General features: G+C 24.1%; 16 protein-coding genes and 1 pseudogene. 11 read left to right on the plus strand and 6 right to left on the minus strand.

All coding sequences use genetic code 4. From position 1 onward, the window contains the following. The first annotated feature begins 234 nt into the window (after positions 1-234). Positions 235-1,352, plus strand: a protein-coding gene (locus tag ACQH23_RS00130) for an IS3 family transposase (protein WP_425378475.1) whose coding sequence is annotated in 2 segments (ribosomal slippage) — positions 235-475 and positions 475-1,352 — 1,119 coding nt in all. Because the reading frame shifts where the segments join, the coding sequence is not laid out codon by codon here. 205 nt (positions 1,353-1,557) lie between these two features. Here the strand turns inward: ACQH23_RS00130 and ACQH23_RS00135 are convergent. The 4 genes and pseudogenes from ACQH23_RS00135 to ACQH23_RS00150 all read right to left on the minus strand — a co-directional run bounded on the left by ACQH23_RS00135 (position 1,558) and on the right by ACQH23_RS00150 (position 4,378). Beyond that, complete coding sequence (locus ACQH23_RS00135; RefSeq protein WP_425378476.1) at positions 1,558-2,199, minus strand: transposase; 642 nt, start codon at positions 2,197-2,199, stop codon at positions 1,558-1,560. A gap of 117 nt (positions 2,200-2,316) precedes the next feature. Beyond that, positions 2,317-2,430 (minus strand): annotated as a pseudogene (locus ACQH23_RS00140) (hypothetical protein); the annotation flags it as partial. A gap of 248 nt (positions 2,431-2,678) precedes the next feature. Continuing rightward, on the minus strand, positions 2,679-2,948 hold the full coding sequence (locus tag ACQH23_RS00145) for a hypothetical protein (protein ID WP_425378477.1): 270 nt from the start codon (positions 2,946-2,948) through the stop codon (positions 2,679-2,681). Positions 2,949-3,394: 446 nt separating this feature from the next. After that, a complete protein-coding gene (locus ACQH23_RS00150; RefSeq protein WP_425378308.1) occupies positions 3,395-4,378 on the minus strand; it encodes an IS30 family transposase in 984 nt (327 codons plus the stop codon). A 388-nt stretch (positions 4,379-4,766) separates the two neighbouring features. On the opposite strand from ACQH23_RS00150, the gene ACQH23_RS00155 reads away from it, so the two are divergent. Genes ACQH23_RS00155 through ACQH23_RS00175 form a run of 5 tightly spaced genes read left to right on the plus strand, consistent with a single transcriptional unit; the run spans position 4,767 to position 10,998 of the window. Next, complete coding sequence (locus tag ACQH23_RS00155; RefSeq protein ID WP_425378309.1) at positions 4,767-5,165, plus strand: hypothetical protein; 399 nt, start codon at positions 4,767-4,769, stop codon at positions 5,163-5,165. Beyond that, positions 5,158-6,618, plus strand: a complete 1,461-nt coding sequence (locus tag ACQH23_RS00160) for a PBSX family phage terminase large subunit (protein ID WP_425378478.1) — start codon at positions 5,158-5,160, stop codon at positions 6,616-6,618. Before ACQH23_RS00155 ends, ACQH23_RS00160 begins: the two co-directional genes overlap by 8 nt. Continuing rightward, entirely contained in the window at positions 6,618-6,896 is a 279-nt protein-coding gene (locus tag ACQH23_RS00165; RefSeq protein ID WP_425378479.1) for a hypothetical protein, read from the plus strand. The genes ACQH23_RS00160 and ACQH23_RS00165 overlap by 1 nt, the downstream gene beginning before the upstream one ends. Beyond that, positions 6,889-8,280: a hypothetical protein gene (locus ACQH23_RS00170; protein ID WP_425378480.1), complete on the plus strand. Its 1,392-nt coding sequence runs from the start codon at positions 6,889-6,891 to the stop codon at positions 8,278-8,280. Before ACQH23_RS00165 ends, ACQH23_RS00170 begins: the two co-directional genes overlap by 8 nt. A gap of 3 nt (positions 8,281-8,283) precedes the next feature. After that, on the plus strand, positions 8,284-10,998 hold the full coding sequence (locus ACQH23_RS00175; protein WP_425378481.1) for a hypothetical protein: 2,715 nt from the start codon (positions 8,284-8,286) through the stop codon (positions 10,996-10,998). 194 nt (positions 10,999-11,192) lie between these two features. Here the strand turns inward: ACQH23_RS00175 and ACQH23_RS00180 are convergent, their stop codons facing one another. Together ACQH23_RS00180 and ACQH23_RS00185 are read right to left on the minus strand one after the other, a co-directional pair. Next, positions 11,193-11,645, minus strand: a complete 453-nt coding sequence (locus tag ACQH23_RS00180; RefSeq protein WP_425378482.1) for a hypothetical protein — start codon at positions 11,643-11,645, stop codon at positions 11,193-11,195. A gap of 39 nt (positions 11,646-11,684) precedes the next feature. Further along, on the minus strand, positions 11,685-13,907 hold the full coding sequence (locus ACQH23_RS00185; RefSeq protein ID WP_425378483.1) for a hypothetical protein: 2,223 nt from the start codon (positions 13,905-13,907) through the stop codon (positions 11,685-11,687). 311 nt (positions 13,908-14,218) lie between these two features. Between ACQH23_RS00185 and ACQH23_RS00190 the strand changes: the two genes are divergently transcribed. From ACQH23_RS00190 to ACQH23_RS00210, 5 genes are read left to right on the plus strand one after another with little or no spacing between them, the layout of a single operon-like run. Next, positions 14,219-14,680, plus strand: a complete 462-nt coding sequence (locus ACQH23_RS00190; RefSeq protein ID WP_425377678.1) for a hypothetical protein — start codon at positions 14,219-14,221, stop codon at positions 14,678-14,680. Positions 14,681-14,697: 17 nt separating this feature from the next. Further along, positions 14,698-16,104 carry a hypothetical protein gene (locus tag ACQH23_RS00195; RefSeq protein ID WP_425377677.1) on the plus strand — a complete coding sequence of 469 codons (1,407 nt, stop codon included), beginning with the start codon at positions 14,698-14,700 and terminating at the stop codon, positions 16,102-16,104. Positions 16,105-16,110: 6 nt separating this feature from the next. Then, positions 16,111-17,028: a hypothetical protein gene (locus ACQH23_RS00200; RefSeq protein WP_425377676.1), complete on the plus strand. Its 918-nt coding sequence runs from the start codon at positions 16,111-16,113 to the stop codon at positions 17,026-17,028. Beyond that, positions 17,018-18,040 (plus strand): hypothetical protein, encoded by a 1,023-nt coding sequence (locus tag ACQH23_RS00205; RefSeq protein WP_425377675.1) that lies wholly within the window; start codon positions 17,018-17,020, stop codon positions 18,038-18,040. Before ACQH23_RS00200 ends, ACQH23_RS00205 begins: the two co-directional genes overlap by 11 nt. A gap of 15 nt (positions 18,041-18,055) precedes the next feature. Beyond that, positions 18,056-18,709, plus strand: coding sequence for a hypothetical protein (locus tag ACQH23_RS00210; protein WP_425377674.1), 654 nt, complete (start codon positions 18,056-18,058; stop codon positions 18,707-18,709). Positions 18,710-18,770 lie beyond the last annotated feature (61 nt).

An 18,770-nucleotide genomic window follows, 5' to 3' on the forward strand; every position in this document is an offset into this window, starting at 1 on the left:
GAAAACTTTAATTTTGTCGAAAACTCTTGATAAAATAAAAAAAATCATCAATATGACAATTTGAAAACGAATTTGATGGAAGATTATTATTGTTCTTTAACTTTTTTAGATGTTAAAATATAATACCGTTGCTTGTTGGTTTGGTGTTAAACCTGGATAGGTTACAATAAGTTGGACCATATTTATGTGGACTTTCAAATAAAATATAATTATGAAGAAAGTAGGAATATAAAAATGGGAAGAAATTCATACACCGATGAATTTAAAAAACAAATTGTTTTACTTTATCAAAATGGTAAAACCATTCTTGAAATTTTTAAGGAATATGGGATGTCAAAATCAGCCGTATATCAGTGAATTGAAAAATTAAATAATTCTGGATCTTTTAAAACAAAAGATAACCGCACTGTTGAAGAAAATGAACTGATTGCCTTGCGGAAAGAATTAATCCAATTACGAATGGAAAACGACATTTTAAAGCAAGCGGCACTGATAATCGGCAAAAAATAGAAATTATTAACAATGATAAAGAAAAATATTCCGTGCGAAAAATGGGTCAAATATTAAAGATAGCAAAATCAACATATTACTATCAAATTAATAAATACGCTACGGTTGATGTTAATAATTATGAACAAGAAGTTATCAGCGCATTTAATGCTAGTCGCAAAATTTATGGAGATCGTAAAATTAAAGCTATTTTAACCAGAAAAGATATTATCTTATCGCGAAGAAAAATTCGCCAAATTATGATTAAAAATCAGTTAGTATCTAAATACACCAAATTAAAATATCGTAATCATAAGTCAATGGTTAATAACAACGAAATTAGCAACGTTTTAAACCGTGAATTTAATAATAAACAACCAAATAAAGTTGTTGTTAGTGATTTAACATATGTTCAAGTTGGTGCTAAATGACATTATATTTGTTTATTAATTGACTTGTTTAATCGTGAAATAATTGGCTATAGTGCCGGGACAAACAAAACAGCCCAACTAGAACAAAAAGCCTTTTATTCAATTACAAGACCATTAAATCAAATTACGTTATTTCATACTGACCGGGGTAATGAATTTAAAAATAAAATCATTGATAATATCTTAAATACCTTTAACATCAAACGATCATTAAGCAATAAAGGCTGTCCTTATGATAATGCTGTGGCTGAAACAACTTATAAAAGTTTTAAAACAGAATTTATCAAGGGACAAAAATTTATAAATTTAACCCAATTAACACAATTAAAATATAAATTATTTGATTTTGTGCATTGATATAACAATATTAGAATTCATGGTCGTTTAAATTATTTAACACCTGTTGAATTTAGAAAACAACAGTCCATATAAAAAGTGTCCTAAAAAGGGTTGCCAATCCATATTTATTATTATTAAGATATTAAACTTTTTCCGTCATATGGTTAAAGGATTTTAAAAGAATATAGTATTATATTCTTTTAATTTTGTAGAAAACTCTTGATAAAATAGAAAAAATCATCAATATGACAATTTGAAAACGAATTTGATGGAAGATTATTATTGTTCTTTAACTTTTTTAGATGTTAAAATATAATACCGTTGCTTGTTGGTTTGGTGTTAAACCTTTGTGTTGGTATTTTCATTTTCAGAGATTTAAATAATTTTGAATGTTAGTAAAACCTAAACCACGATAATGAACCAAGGCTTCTTTAAGGCTTGCTTGTAATTTACTAATTTTATTTAATTTTCGATAACTGGCATCAGGATTTGTTCTAGTTTTAGTGGCATATAAAGTCGAACTTGTTTGTTTTGCTACTAATAAATATAATGGTTGCATATCAGAAATAATAATGGAATTTTTGTTAATTAATTTTGTATTCATATTTTTAATAATTCACTGTTTTTGTAATCGTTTGGTATTAGTGGATTGAACAAAAATATTATTATTAGTATCAACCGCCATTTGAATACAACATTTAGTGTTAGTGGAAAATGGATCAAGATGAGTTTTTCGTTTATCAAATTTATCTTTAAAATTACCTTTATGGATTTCTTTAATAAATGTTTCATCGATTTGTATTTGGCCATTTAATTTTTTAAATTTTAATTGAGTATTTTCTAATTGTTTTGATTGCATTAATTTTTGGCGATTATATCAAGCTGTTTTGGGTGTTGTTTTAATAAAACGGGAAATTACTTTACTAGATTGTCCTAACAATGAAATTTGAATTAATAAATTTCATTGTTCATAATTTAAATGACTTCAATAAGTAAAATGATGACGAAAAGCATCAAAACTAGCCCGACATTTTTTGCATAAATATTTTTGTTTTCCTTCGGGATTATGGCCATTTTTAAAACAATGATAAGATTTGCAATTAGGGCATTTAATACCTTTATCTCTAAATTTTTGATCAATTTCATTTAAGCGTTTTTGTTTTTTGATTAATTCTGCTTATTTTTTAACTTTTTCATAAAATTCTAAAAATTGATCATTTGTTAAACTATTTATTAATTCTGCAAGTATTTTTTCCATCAATTATTTAACTCTCTTTATATTAAAAATATACCTAATTTTAGATATATTTTATAAATATCAAGATTTTTCTACAAAATTAAAACAAAATATTCAATAAAATGTCCCAAATATACTTGGTAGCGTGTAAAATGATGACGAAAAGTTTTCAGCATTAAGTTCTAATAATAATTATAAACTGTTTTCTTTAAAAGAGTTTTAGTATTTGATAATGTAGAAGCGGTGAATATTGGTAAGTTATATTGTTTAACTTCTGGATTATTCATCTTTTTAAATATTAATCTTCAAGTAATTTGTTCATTTTTTATTTGAAGATTTTTAATTTCTGTTAGTTCTTGAAAGGGATTAATCCCATTAGCTGTCAATTGTTTTAATAACATTACTTTGTAAATCGTTTTTTCATTAAATATTTTTGGTTTTGAACGAAACATTACTTTAATAATTCGAGCAATATAACTTTCAATGCGACAACCAATATTTTCTTGATATTCTCATTTTTGAATTGCTCCATAGTATGTTCTTAAATAATTAGATATTTCTTGTAACTTTCCTTTCGCTTCTTCGGTTTTAACAAGCTGATAAGCTCATTCAAGGTATTTTGTAACCTTGTTTCAGTTTAATTTTAGAATTGCTTTTCTAATTTTATTAAATAAATAACGTTTATAATATCGTGGACCACGGAGACAATCTTTAATTTTTTTAATAATGTATTATGTAAATTCAAGCAGCAAATTCTGTCTCTTGTTAGTATGATAATAACATCATTTAAAATAAATGCAACTATTTTTTTAAAAAAAATAAAATATTTGTAATTTTAGTCTATTTTAAGCATATTTAAGCACACTGAAAAATAATTTATTAAATTTTTAAAATAAAATTATCTAAAATTATTTAAAAATACTTCTTTAGATGTTCTTCAATTCAAACAAGGCCTTAATTTTTCATTCATAACATTAACTACTCAATCTATTTCTTGTTGAGTAACATTATTAAAATCCGTTCCCTTAATATACCGTTTTCTAAATTCACGGTTCATTCTTTCAATTAATGGTTTTTGTTTTGGTGAACCCGGATCACAAAAATAAATATTAGAACCAGTAATATTTTCTATTTCTTCAAACTTACTAAATTCTTTTCCTCTATCAGTTATTATTCCTTTAATTTTTCCAACCAAACCATTAATTTTAACTAATTCTTCAAGTTTTTCTAAAACCTCATTAGCAGTATGTTCTCCTAATTTAATTGCAAAATAATTTTTACTATTTTGTTCAACTAATACCAAACAACTAGATTGATGGTCTTTTCCAACTACGGTATCCATTTCAAAAAAACCAACATTAGATTTTTTATTTTCAATATCTCATATTGATTTGAATTTATCATCTAATTTTCCGCGATTATCAGGTCTTTTCTTTGTTATATTTTTTCTGCCACCATTTAATAAATTTTTCTTTAACAAACCCAAAAGACCTAAATAAATTCATTTATAAAAAGTTTTAAGACAGGAAGGAAATTTGACACCAAACTTTATTAAAAATCGATGAATAATTTCCGCTGGCGAATCACCAAAAATATTAAATCGTAAATTTAAAAATTCTTGCTGCTCTTCTGTAAATGTAGGTAGTTTTTTAATAGACCTTTTTCGCTTTTGTTTATAATCTTTTTGTGCTTCAACTGGCATATAATCTTCTACCTTTTTAAATCGCTTTATTTCTCTTTTAACAGTATTAATTCCACGATTCATTTGCCGTGCTATTTCTGATAAATTAATTGAATCATTTTTCTTTTTACAAATATCAGAAAATAATAAATCTTTAAATAAATTTCGTTCATCAAATTTTACATGTGTATATTTTTGCATTTTTCTGTCTCCAATTCTTTTTAAAATATTTATAACATTAAATTAAAAATTATTGACAATTATTTTTATAAGTATATAATCTAAGTGATAAACAGTAAGTAAATTCTGTCTCTTAAAGCTGTTTATAAAAAATAAAGTAATTAAGTTTACTGCAATGTTTCTTTTAACTGAGATATATAAATAAAAATTTTTCTAGATTATTATTAATATATAAAATTAGGAGAAACATTGCGGTAATTAAGTTTACTTTTTTTTATTTTGATGTAAAATATAAATGATAAAAAAAGAACCGCGATGGTTCTTTGTTATATTTTCAGATATAGTTTACTCTTTTATTTAATCATATTTATTAAATAATAGCAATTTTAGTATGGAAAAAGGAGTAAAAATGAAAGAATTTAATCCAAAAACAGTAAGTTTACGAACATTTTATCGTAAAATAGAGCAGTTTTGACGTGATAAATCACCTAATATCCCCTATACTTTAAATGATTTAACCAATAAATTAAATCTTTCTCGCAAGTGAAGATATGATAGTTACGCGAGCGAGAAGATAGTTCCTTTACTTGAAAAACAAGTTGATAAAATAGAAAGTGAACTTATTAAACAAATGGTTAAAACGCCAGAAGGTACTAGGTTATATTGACAGCGTGCATTTAATTATAAATATTCACTACAAGAAAAAGAACTTGAAAAAGAATTAAACTTAAATAATCAACAACCAATAATTGTTAATTTACAAACGGATATTAGAGATATTAAAAAAGAAACTGAAAATAATGCTTAATCATTTTACTTATTTATTAGAAACTCCTTATTGGTTATTACAAAATAGTAATATTGGTAATAAATATCCATTTGTTAAGAAATATGAATTAGTTAATGAAATTAATCAAATTGGGACACGATATAGTGGTAAGACTATATCAAATATTAAAATGTTTGGTGAATTATTAAAAATTAGTTTATTAATTAAAGAACCAATTTGTATAATTGCTAGTATGTATTGGAGTAAAGATTTAAAAGATAGTGTATTTCAAAATATATGAAATATGTTAGATGAAAATAATATACCTTATAGTATTAATTTATCAAATTTTACTTTTACTTTATCAAATGGTAGCAAAATATATTGTAAAGGTTTACATTCACCAAGTCGAAAAGAAAAATTAAAAGCCTTTGCTGATTTGAATAAGTATAAATTAGTAATTGATTGAAGAGAAGAATGTGACCAATTTCAACAAAAAGATTTAAGTGATTTAGAGTTTGCTATTCGTGGTTATCAAAATAAAATAACAATTAATACGTGTAATCCTGAAAGTTTAAAAAGATATATTGTTGGTTATTGTAATGAATTATTATCTTTTAATGAAGAAATAATGCGTAGTAAATATGAACAAATTAAATATATTGAAAAATGAAATATGAAAATTATTATTCATTATTCTAGTTGAAGACTTAATTATAAATTACCACAAGATAAAGTTAATGAACAATTAAGATTAGAACAATTAGATATTGAAAGAGCAAGAGTATGGAGTTGAGGATTGCCCGGTAATACTAGTGGTTCAATTTTTGCAAGATATATTGATATTATGCAAGCAACAGATATTATTCAACCAACGAAATTATTAGGTGGTGTTGATATTGCTAACGCGACCAGTCCTAAGGGACATACTACTGCCGCTAGTTTTTGACTATATAATTCATTTGATAAAAAAGCTTATAAAGCTTCTGAGTATACGCATTCAAATGCTACACAGCAATTTAAAACAGAATTAGAACAAGTAAAAGATATTTTAGAGTTTTATAACAATCAATTAAATCAATATTTTAATTTAATACAACAAGGTATATCAATAAATGTTGATGATAGTGCATATTCAACATTACAAAGTTTAAATAGAGAAAAATATAATTATACTTTTGGGCAATATATGACATTTAAACCAGCACAAAAACAGAAATTTAAAATAAGACATCGGATTGAAGCATTTACAATGTTAATAAATACAAACCAATTAAAATGATTATGAGAAAAATGTCCTGTAAGTAAAACCCAATATGAATTAATTCAATGAGAAGATAAACCAGATGCCAGAGAAGAACGAATGTTAGACTTATATGATGATACATTTGATAGTGATTTTTATGCTTTACATTTTGAATTAATACCAATGGTTAAACATAATAATTCAGCAGATTATAAATTATGACAACAAAGGGAGTGAATAACTTAATGAAAAAAGATATTTATGTAATCCATTATGAACGTGTAATAAATGCAAAAAGACCTTATATGTCTGTTTGTGGACAAGTTAAAAAAAGACTTTGTCAAGAATTAAAAAAAGATAATATCGCAATATGTAAATTAAATTTATATAACGAATATATTAAAAAATATCAAAAAGTTAAAGTATGTGTTCAAGTTTTAGCAAATGAGCCAAATTTATTAACAGTAAATATTATTAATTATGCACTTATCTTAAAATTAAAGGAGCAAAATAACCATGAATAATACTTTCCCTAGTTTACCAAACTTAAATGATATTAATAGTGTTTTAAAATTTTATAATTATGATTGAACAATTAATTTAGCAAATATTATTGCTCGTCATCAAATGCGCTTAATAAACGGTAAAGATATTTTATTTAAGTCTCATCGTAAAGACATTTTAGAAAAATTAAATTGATGATATGAAAATTATAAAATAAAAGAGAAATTAGATAAAAATGAATTAACAGCAAGTTTAATGGGTAAAACTATTTTCGGTTTATTAGAAACTAGTGATGGAAATATTGATTTATGAATTAACCCTTTTAACTTTACATCTCGTGTAAGTAAAATAAATGAAATTGAACAAGGAGCTGATATTTGATTAAATTATCATCAATCAGACAGTGGTTTTATTTTAAATTTAATTTGTACCAAAGATAAAATAGTTATTAAAGGTTGACCAAAAAATAACGAGGTAGTTGTTGGACAAAGTAAAACACAAATTAAAGATGATGTTAGACCTATTTTAGTTCAAGAATTTAAAAATAAATTAGGTATAGTACCTTTTTGAGAAATGATTAATGAACCTAATCCGTTGTTCTTATCAACTTCAACTACATTAAATCCATGACCTACGATGGCAAATTGTTATAAATTACAATTTGATTTAGAAGATAGTTTTAATATTAAATCAAAAGAACGATGAGCTAATCGTACGCACTGATATGGGGTATTAGATGATGGTTTAATGAATGCTTACAATATGGGAAATAAAAAAGCATTACAAGATGTATTTGATGATATTTTTATTCAATCAGGTCAAACGGCAGCAGATGGGACATCATCACAATCTTTACAAGTAGTACAAGGTGCACCAACATTAGAAACATATACCGAAGATCAAAAATCAATTATTGAGCAAGTATATTTAGCATGTCATTTTTCTAGTCCTTTTGGTGATAAATCAGATAATGACCAGAATAAAACACAGTCATTATTAACTAAAACAAAAGACTTAGAAAAACAAGCATATTTACAAGCATATCGTAAGCAATATTATACTAAGATGTTTGATACTGTTTTAAAATATTATGGTTTATGAGATGGTATTGGTGAACGGCCTTATGGTTTTGATTTTATTATTGCTAGTTTAGTTGACCAAATGCGACAAAATGAATTAATTACTGCTAGATTAGATAATGGCACAATGGAACCAATAAGAGCTATAACTGAATATGACAATATTGATGAATTAGAAGCAACAAAATATTTTGAGAAAGTAGAAGCATGACAAGATAAAATGCAAGCCAAAGAAATCGAACATAATAATAAATTACTAGAATATGATGAAACTGGTAATAATCAAAACGCCTTACAAGGTAGAACGGAAATAAAGGAGAATTAAAAAATGAGTAGAATTAACCCCGGGGTTATCGAAGAACTAAGAAGACAAGCCCACGATACTTTAATAGATATAAGAGAAAATATAAAAGATAATAGACATTGAATGGTATTTCCTTTTAATGTTTATAGTTCATATATTCCTGATACTGAAACAGGTTGAAAACCTAATAACGCAAAGCCTAGTGATTATGGTAGTTATTCAAGAATATTTGATAATATGGAAAGTACGATTGCTCAATGACAAGATAGTTTAAAAATAGTTCAAAAACATAAAGGTGAAGAAATTAATATCTTAACAATTGATGATTTTAGTAAACAATCAATTAATTCAACTATATGAGCAAATAATGAAACACCTTTCGCTATAAAATTAAAAGATGAAAATAATAATGTTTATTGAAAATTAATTGATGGTGAAAACATTTATGATATTAATAGAATGTTAGCATACTTAAAGCAATATAAATTAAGTTATTTTATTAATAATGATAATAAAGCCGATAATTTTTATACAAAAGATGTTAAGGTTGGTAAATATTGAGATGCTTATATGATTGATGATAGAAGTTCAATTCAATTTGGAGAAGCTAAATTTGAACAAGTATTTACCCAACAATCAACTGAAAGACAATATACTTTATTAATTTTAGATGAAGATGCAAGTAAATTAAATATTAATGATTATTATAATTTTTATACGGTTTTTAATGACCATGGATTAAATATTGGTGGTGGTAATATAAATATTGCGCCCCAAGATAGACAATGATTATATCCATCAAATGTTATTAATTATTATTCACCATGAGATGGTAGTTTTTTATGACAAGAAATTACCTTTTCAAGTATTAATGACAAAATTAGTAATAGTGGTTTATCAGTACGACAATTTATTCAAACAAGTGCCCCGGGCGAGGGTTGTTGTTTTCCTAAAATAACTTATGATGAGAAAACAAATAAAGGTATTGTTGAATTAGATGATATGTTATTAAAAGACCCCGGTGTTAGAGCAATGGCAGTTAAATTTTATGGTAATCCGATCTTTTTTGATATGCCCGTTATTGGCCGGCCAATTATTAAAGGTCAATTTAATCCAAAAGTAATGAATTCACGAGATTTATTAATGTATAACATGTATCCGTGTCCGCCTGATAAAGTAAATACTTATGCATCACCAGAAGTAAGTTGATATAACATTCAAGGGATTCAACCAACAATGATAACCGGTTATGAAAATTGAAAAAAAGATATGGAAAGTAGATATGATTTTTGAAAGCAAAAAAATAGTGAGGGTATTGTTATAACTGACCAAGAAAGTTCGACAGCTACCAATCCTACTGTTGGAAAAACAATTAAAGAAGAAAATAATGACTCTAAATTTTATTGGTCTAAAAATTGAAAAATAATGCCACCAAGTCAAATAAAAGTAAATAGTGGTGACGTTAATAATATTATTAGTACCCAAGCATCATCATATTTTAGAAGAAAAGATGAATTTGGTAATACTGTTGGTAGTGTTCAAATTGAATACAATAAAATGGGTTCATGTAATGTTTGAGATATTTTAAATATGAATAATTTTATTAATCGCCAAATAACAGTATTACCTTTAAACTATACTCAAAAGTTAGTTTTTAATCCTTTTACGATACCAGGCGGAGTTGGTAAATTCTTAAACTTTATTTCGTTTGGTATTCCTTGGGGCTGAGTTATTAATCAAGATGAAAAAACTTGACCTAATTTTCAATGACTTAATGGCTTTATGAGTGCTAATATTTATAGTTTTTATAATGATGCTTTTTGGTCTGAAAACTCAAAAGGTAAATGTTATTTACCTTTTGAAATATTTAGAGAACAAGGCAATGATAAAGTTGGTGCTATTTTTGGAGCAAATGCCACTAGCTTCGGATTTACTACTTTATTAACTGATAAAATACAAGGTACTGTTTTAACTAAGGGTGGTAAACCAACAAATAATATAGTTTATTCAACATATAATCTAAAACAATTAAATCAAAAAACTAACCGAATTTATTTAATTAATGAACTTACAACAGCAGTAGATGCTCAAACACCAGTTAGTGACGGTGAAGAAGATAATGATTGTGAATTCTTACAAACACCTGATGGGACAAATTGTAGTTATATAATTGATATGTTTTCAATCCAAGCATTATATAAAGGTAATTTTGAAATTATCTTTTATGCTGATAATCCTTATACCAATAATGAAGAAGATTATTTAAGATTATCAGTATGAAGTTTTCGTGGTAAAACAAAAAGTACATTAAATAATTATTTACGTGACATGACAACTAATTATAAAACTAGTTTTTTATTACCACATGATTATGAAATACCAACATTTAATTATCCACAGTATGTTCTGCCACCCTCTACTGAAGAACCACCAGGAAATAGTAATTGAAAATTAATATTAAATTATTATTCTGAATTTTCAGATTTATCATTAAACAAAATCAATATTAATAATATGTGATATATTGCTAGTATAAAAAAAGATGATAATACTTATTATCTTAAAAAATTTAAAAATGATCATAAAAATATTACGGGCAATCATTGAAATAATGCGATTGCAATTAATCATGAATGATTTAATGTTCCAGCTTTTTATAAATGGAAATTAAAAACAGAACCAATTTGATTACCTAAAATTAATAATATTACAGGTAAAATTATTGATTGAAAAAATTAAAAGGAATGTAGTTATTTAATTAAATAGCTTTCATTCCCTTTATTTTTTTTGAAATTTGTTGTTAATAAAAAAGTTTAAGTTCTATAAAATTGTATTTTACAAAACCTTATTATTCAATAAGGTTTTGTAGTTTATCAGTTATTTTTTACAAAATTAAATAAAATAATCAAATAAAAAAATAAAATTAGATAATATTAATTAGTTCAAAAAAATAATTCACCAGTGTTTTTATTAATTTTAGGTAATCAAATTGGTTCTGTTTTTAATTTCCATTTATAAAAAGCTGGAACATTAAATCATTCATGATTAATTGCAATCGCATTATTTCAATGATTGCCCGTAATATTTTTATGATCATTTTTAAATTTTTTAAGATAATAAGTATTATCATCTTTTTTTATACTAGCAATATATCACATATTATTAATATTGATTTTGTTTAATGATAAATCTGAAAATTCAGAATAATAATTTAATATTAATTTTCAATTACTATTTCCTGGTGGTTCTTCATGTTTTATTTTAGGTTCTTTTGGTTCGTTATTTTTACTATTTCCATTATTATCCGATTTATCACAAGCCACTAAACTTGTTGTACTTGTTCCCATTAAACTGATTGTTACTAAAAAACTTAATATCTTTTTCATTTTTAACAAAAATATATTTTTCTTTTACAGTTTATTAATTTAATTAAATCTTTCTTCAGCAGTTAAATCTATAGTAATAGTATTTAAAAAATCTAATCTTTTTATTTTAATTTTAAGATTTTCATTTTCTTGTTCTTGTTTTTTAATTTGATTATTTTTTTCTTCATAGGAGTTTAAAAAATTAAATCTTTCTTCAAGTATTTTATTTACAAGTTCTTTTTTATCTAATAAATATAATTTAGCATTATCTTCTAATTTTTTAATTTCTTCTGTTTTAAGTTTTAATTCATTTTCAAATTTTACTTTTTCTTGTAAAATGATATCAATTTCAGATTTTAAAACTTGTTTATCTTTTTCTAGTTGTTTATTTTCATTTTCAATTTCATTGATTTTAATTTTAGTTTCATTAATTAATTTTTCATTTTCAGATTTTAAATTTATATAATTTTGTTTACTTTCTATCAAAATTTCTTTTAAATCACTATATTTTTCAATTTGATCTTCTAATTTTTTTATTTTATTTGCATATTCAATAACTTTGTCAATATATTTTCCGTTAATAATAGTAAGTTCGTTTATTTTTTGTTTATTATCTTCTGTTTTTTCAAAAACTTTATTAAGTTTTATATTTTTAATTTCCAAGTCTTTTTCTGATTTTGTTTTATTTTTAAGAAGATCATTTAATTTATTTTGAATATCTTTTTTAGATTTTTTAAAATTTTCTAATTCTTGTTCTAACTTAATTTTATTTTGTTTAAAATCAAATAATTCTTTATTTTTACTATTTAATTGATTTTTTAAATCTTTTATTTGTAAATTTAAATCAATTATTTCATTTTTATTATTTTTAATTAAACTATCGTTTTTTAACTTTAATTCTTCTAATTCTTGTTCTAACTTAATTTTATTTTGTTTAAAATCAAATAATTCTTTATTTTTACTATTTAATTGATTTTTTAAATCTTTTATTTGTAAATTTAAATCAATTATTTCATTTTTATTATTTTTAATTAAACTATCGTTTTTTAACTTTAATTCTTCTAATTCTTGTTCTAACTTAATTTTATTTTGTTTAAAATCAAATAATTCTTTATTTTTACTATTTAATTGATTTTTTAAATCTTTTATTTGTAAATTTAAATCAATTATTTCATTTTTATTATTTTTAATTAAACTATCGTTTTTTAACTTTAATTCTTCTAATTCTGTTTTAAGTTGATTAATTTGAATTTCTTTTTTATTTATTATATATTTTAAATTTTTATTTAAATCTTTATATATATAAACCCCTGAATTTAAAAGAGTTGTTCCAAAATAAATATTATCATTATTATCTACAGTTATTGATCTTGATGCGGGTGTTGCTATTTTTGTTATTTTATTTTTTTCTTGATTAAATACAAAAATACCCTTTCTATCATCTTCTTCTCATATTGAAAAATACATTTTATTATTTAAATCAACTGAAATTGATATAACATGTCCATCACAAATAATATGTTTAATAATCTTGAAATCTTTTAATATATAAATATTATTTGTACCGCCAATATAAACACAGTTATCTTTATCATTAAATCAGATAAATCCTACATATTGTGCAGGAATATCAAGAGCCACAGGATTTGTTTCTCCTTTCTTAAAAACATATATTTTTTCGTTAGCTCACAAACCAAAATACAAATTATCATCTTTATCAATTGCTAATGCAACAATATTTATACTAATATTATTATATTTTGTTAAATTATTATTTTCTCATTTAAATAACCCTCTTTGTCATATTGCAAAATGACATACATTATTGCTATCAATGGTTATTCATCTAACATCTCCTTCAGTTCCGTTTATTTTTGTTGCAATTTTTTCATTTGATTTTAATAAATAAACTCCTTGTTGTGTAGCAAAATATACGTCATTATTTTTATTAAAAGTAATTGATCAAACACTTGCGTTTGGTATTCCATCAATTTTTGTTAACTTACTTTCCTTTAAATTATAAATAAACGCCCCTAAACTTACACATCCTAAGTAAAGCTCATTATAATTTTTTTCATTAAAAACTACAAAGTAAATATTATAACCTAATAATTTTTCTATTTTCTCAATATTTAAATCGTCATTAATACTTCTTTTATTTTTTAAATAATTAATTTTACTATTTAATTTTTCTTCTTTTTGATAAGGACTAGCGGCAATTGTTGTTGGTACAGCACTTCCTCCAATTGTTAACACACTTAATAAACTAAGTAATTTTTTCATACTTGTTTTTCTCCTTTTATTAATCTTGAAACTTTTTATCAAGATCTACTCCCAGTATATATATATATATATATATACAAGCAAAATTAGTAATTATTTTAAAAACTTTTATCTTGTTAAAAAGCTATTATTACGAGTTTTAAGACCTAAAATAGTAATAAAATATATTAAGTTTAGTATTTTATGTATAAAAAGTATTGTATTAGTAAAATAATAGTATATAATGAAGGCATAGGTTTAATCTTTTTCCGTAAAAAAGAGTTACGCTGACTTGTTAATCGGACAAGGATAAAAAAAGAGGAGTTTATAAAATGGCACTTACAAAAGAACAATTAATCGAACAAGGTTTAAGTGAAGAAATTGCAGAAAATATCTTAAATCAGTTTAATAATGAAGCAAAACAAATTAGAGAAAGTGTGCAAAAACGCGAAGATGTTATATCAAAAGAAGACTTTATTAAATTATATAATGAATTAGATGAATTAAAAGCCTTTAAAGATGTTCCATCTACTAAAATTGAAGATATTAAAACTAATTTAGAAAAAGTTAGTGGCAATTCTTTATCTGAAAAAATGCAAACTTTAAAAGAATTAAAACCTGATTTGTTTGTGCAAGAACAACCATCAGTTTCACCAACTAATTTTATTAAAGATATGATTGAAAATTCGGTTGAAAATAAAAATGATGAAATTGAAACTATTAAAGAAAAAGGAGCATATACTCCAGAAGAAATTAAGAAATTAACTGATTATACACTTAAAAACCTTAGATAATAAGGGAGTGAAATATTATGGCAACAATTAATTTGCCGCAAGTACATTTTACATTACAAGGTAATACAACAGGTCAAAAAGCCTATGTTGATATGGTTAACGCTATGCTAAGAGGACCATTAATGAATGAGCATGCAAGTATTATGCAATATGCAACTGCAACAGCAGAACAAGTTGCTTGATTACCTAATGCAGGACAAGCGTTATATAATTTAACTCATCGTGTGGTATGACAAGATGATTATGCGTTACCAAATGGTGGGGCAACTCAAACTATGGGATTAACAAGAATTCCGGTGCCTATTAATAAAAGATTTAATTTAAAATTAATGAATGAAGCATTTGATTTAGCAATGATAGAACAAAATATTAAAAATGGTATTATTGCTGATGCTATTGCTAGTGTTGTACAGAATAAATTTGTTAATTTAGAATGTGAATTAATTCAGGGGATTTATGATTATTGTTTAGCAGATGGTCAATATGAAGTAATTCCATTTCGTGGTTATACAGCAGATAATGCTGATGATGCAAATAAAGCATTCTTTACATTAAATGAAACTTTGATTGAATTAACAAATCAAATTAGTAATTTATATTTTGGTTTACCAACCGATAAAATGTTTATGGTTTTAGGACGAAGATCCTATTTAGGATTAACACCTGCTTATTTAAAAGTAATTGGTTCACAAGCTCAATTAAAAGCAATGGTTAACGGTGAATTATATGAAAATACCGCAATGGGTATTCCGGTATCAAAAAGTTTTCATTTAGAAAAAACATATACAAAAGGACAAGTTAACCGAGATAAAGGTTATAATTTTACTAATATAAATGGTTTACTTATTAATAAACAAGTATGAGCATATCCAATTAATATGGATACTATTCAACAAGTTTTAGATAATGATACTGCTAACCCTAAATGAATTGGTAAAGTACAATATGCAACACCAACAATTTTATATCCAAAAACATGTAAGATTATTTTAGAAAAAGAACCAACACAAGAAGAAATAAATACTGCTAAAAGTAATTTAAATAAAACATTTAGAGTGCCGGTTGATTATGAAATTTATACACCAATAAATACAACAAAATCTAATGTAATTTTAACACCAGATGTTGCTAAAATAGATATTAGTAAAATAAATAAATTAGATAAACCAATCATTAATTTACCAGATCCCAAAGATGTTAGTGATGGATGATTAAAACCACAATTTAAAGACGTTGTTTTAAAAGCAGTTAAAACTGTAGATAGTTCTTTAACTGAAAATGATTTTGATTATTCTATTAATCCTAAAGGTGAAGACTGACCAATTGATATTACAAATGATAAAATTGTTGAAGTTTTAATTGAAGGTAAAAACAAAGCAACTGGTAAAACAAAGTCAATTGAAGTAGTAATTAAAAATTCTTAATAAACAATGAATTTATTAATATTACGAATTTTAACTTTATTAACAGAAAATTTAGGAAATAAACCTTTAATAAATAAGTTTGTTAATTTAATTAATAAGGTTAATAAGTTTGCTTCATATTATGCTAATCCTTTTCAAAAGATTACAAATAAAATTGAAGATATTTATCAATGATTAAATCCATTTACTTATTTAAATTTAATTAAAAAAGGTCATAAAAAAGAAATTCAACAAATATTAAGTAAATTAGAAAAAGATAACAATATTAAAAATAGAGAACAATTTAAAAAAGAAAATTATCTAAACACTAATTGACAACCTTTAAATAGTAGTTGGCTTAATAGTGGTATGTTTAATATAACAAATAAGTTAACTTTAACAGGTAATTTAACTATTTTAATATATACAAAAACAGCAAAACACCCGAAGTTTTATGGTCCATATGTTTATCCTAGTGTTCCAGTTGAAATTTGAAAATTATTAAGTAATGCTGTGTCTAATGCAGGAACTTTATTTTGGCGTTATTGATTAAGAAAATGATTACCTAGTCATTTAAGAGATTATATTAAAAAAAGATTACCAAAAGAATTAAAAGAAAAATACCCAAAAGGAAATATTAAATTAACATTACCACATATTCAAAAATTACAACAAATTAAAACGTTTATTAATAATTTAAAGATTGGACACTTTAATTTCAATTTTGCTGGTGAAATTAATAATAAAAAATGGTATCGAGAGCGAAAAAGCGATGTTAAAAATATTAAGAATTTATATAAAACACCAGTTAAAAGTATGTTTTATAAAACTAATCAAACTATTAAAAAAATTAAAAAAGTACAAAGAAAAGTTAATAGTTATAAAATATCTAATTTAAGAAATAAATATCGAAATCAATTAAGGGGTGTATTATATGGAAAGTAATTTAAATAATTTGTTATTTATAACAGTTGAAGATGTTAAAAAAAGTAAACTTTGACAACCTATTAATGATCGTAAGCAATCTGCTTATAATGATAATTTAATTTATAATGCTATCTTAAAAACTAGTTTATGAATGGATAGATTATCAGGTGGGACAATTTCAGATAAGATTAATAAAAAAGATTTATTTCCATGAGTAAAAAAAGATAATACAGGTTTAATTGAATATGATAAATGATTAAGTTATATTCAATCTGCTTGTTTATTAGCAGTTATGAATTGATATTTGCCAAAAGGAGTTAATGATTTAACTGGTAGTGCTTCATTTTCACAAGGTGGAGTTGCTTATTCACAAACTAATGACCCTGAAGCAAATGAAAATATTACTAGAGATGTTAAAAATGCTTTAAAATTAGCTGGTGAAATAATTGATATTATATCTAGTAAAACAGTTACGAGACCATATAATTATCATTTAGGGAATTATGCTCATCCTTGAGAAGAAGAATATAAATATATTACGAAAAAAACATTTTATGACAGTTTATTATTTTATTTAAAAGAACGCGTTCAAACTGATAACACTATTAATATTACTCATCCAACAATTATCGATTATAGTAAAATTGATTATAATGAATATATTAAACTTGTTGTTCCGTTTGATAATGATAGCATTTATTATGAAAATGGTGTTTGAAAAACAAATATTTCAGATTGAGAAATTGTTGATACCAGTGATTTAGATAATACAAGGTTTGATTATGAAATACAAAATTGAAACAAAGAAAATTATAAATACAATATTTGAATTAAAACAAGTAATCAAAATCATTATTATTTATCAACATACAAAAATTTTGAGGGAAAAATAACTGTTGGTTCATTTGAATTAGGAAACGTTTTTTCTCATCGTGTAGAATTAGAAGGTGATGGAATTATTGCTATACGTACTGGTGGGACAGATGGAACACTTTCTGATTTACACATTGAAAGAAAAAAAGTAAGTTAGAAAGGGGTTTAATTAATGAAGCAAGATAAAACAACTTGATTAAAGGGTGCATTACCTTGAAATTGATTTAAAAAAGACCCTATTCCAACTTATAATTGAACCCATAAAGATATTAGAGAATGAGAAAGAAAATATAAAATTAGGAGTTGAGTAGTTAGTTTTTATACTTTAATATTTTTAGCATTAAATTGTTGATTGGAATATGGAATGATTGATGCAATTAAAGGAAAAATTGATTGATATAATTATGGTCAATATTGAGGCAATGGGATTGCCATTTTATTAACACCTTTATTTACCCATGGAATTCAAGGTATATTTGTTGCTAGTAGTAAACCCAAAGTAGATATGAAAATTGATATTCCACGATTAAAAGTTTCTAAAATGGGATTATTATTTACAACTTTACCTTTGATTACTTTAATTATTTCTTTAATTATTATTGGAATTGATAAATCAAAATGAAAAAAAGACCATTTAAGACATTGTTTAGATTGTCGGATTAATCCGCGCGTTATTCAACCAAGAATAGCAAAACAATGAAATAATTTAGATGGTATAACAGAAGAAATATTTAAAAATATACAAAACGAAAATATTAAAAAACAAAAACAAGAAGAAAATAACAAAAAATTAAATATAAATAATAATTATGAAACTAATAATTAAATTTTATTAAAATAGACTATATATAGGGGTGGTAGATATTTTTGGGTGGTTATATAGCTTA

Source organism: Spiroplasma endosymbiont of Polydrusus pterygomalis (assembly GCF_964030635.1).
Classification (GTDB): Bacteria; Bacillota_I; Bacilli_A; order Mycoplasmatales; family Mycoplasmataceae; genus Spiroplasma.